This is a genomic window from Thermus sp. FJN-A, assembly GCF_054655095.1.
On sequence record NZ_BAAHSC010000103.1, the window covers coordinates 1 to 470 of the forward strand.

1 protein-coding gene and 1 pseudogene are annotated in these 470 nt (G+C 74.3%); one reads left to right on the top strand and one right to left on the bottom strand.

Annotated features, from left to right (window positions below):
• A pseudogene (locus ACYQ0J_RS00530) lies at positions 1-284 on the top strand (tetratricopeptide repeat protein); the annotation flags it as partial.
• On the opposite strand, the gene ACYQ0J_RS00535 reads toward ACYQ0J_RS00530, so the two are convergent.
• On the bottom strand, positions 247-470 hold a 224-nt coding region (locus tag ACYQ0J_RS00535), incomplete at its 5' end, for a helix-turn-helix domain-containing protein (RefSeq protein ID WP_460170262.1). The pseudogene ACYQ0J_RS00530 and the gene ACYQ0J_RS00535 sit on opposite strands and share 38 nt — an antisense overlap.

Below are 470 nucleotides of genomic sequence, written 5' to 3' on the forward strand. Positions count from 1 at the left end.
TGGTCCTGCGGGAAAGCCCCCCCGGCCTCCTCGTGGGCAGGCGGGAGGTGCCGCTGGAGGGCTCGGGGAAGGCCTTCGCGCTTCTGGCCCTGCTCCTCAAGGAGGGCCCCCTCCCCTGGCGGGAGGCGGCCCTGGCCCTCTGGGGAGAGGACGGCCCCGGGGTGAGGGAGCGGCTTCACACCACGGCCTCGAGGGCCAGGGACCTCCTGGCCAACTGGGAAGCGGTGCGGTGGGAAGGGGAGGTGCTCAGGCTGGACCCGGAGAGGAAGTGGGAGGCCCGCTAGGAAACCTCCGGGCCACCCGGTAAGCCCCCGCCCTGGACCCGGCGGGGGGACGCACCACCTCGAGGAGCCCCCGCTCGCTCAGGAGGCGGAGCGCCCGGGCGGCGGCGTCCGGGCTCATCTCCAGCTCCTGGGCCAGCTCCCGGGCGGAGTACTCTCCCTCCCCCAGGGCCCAGATATGGAACCAGA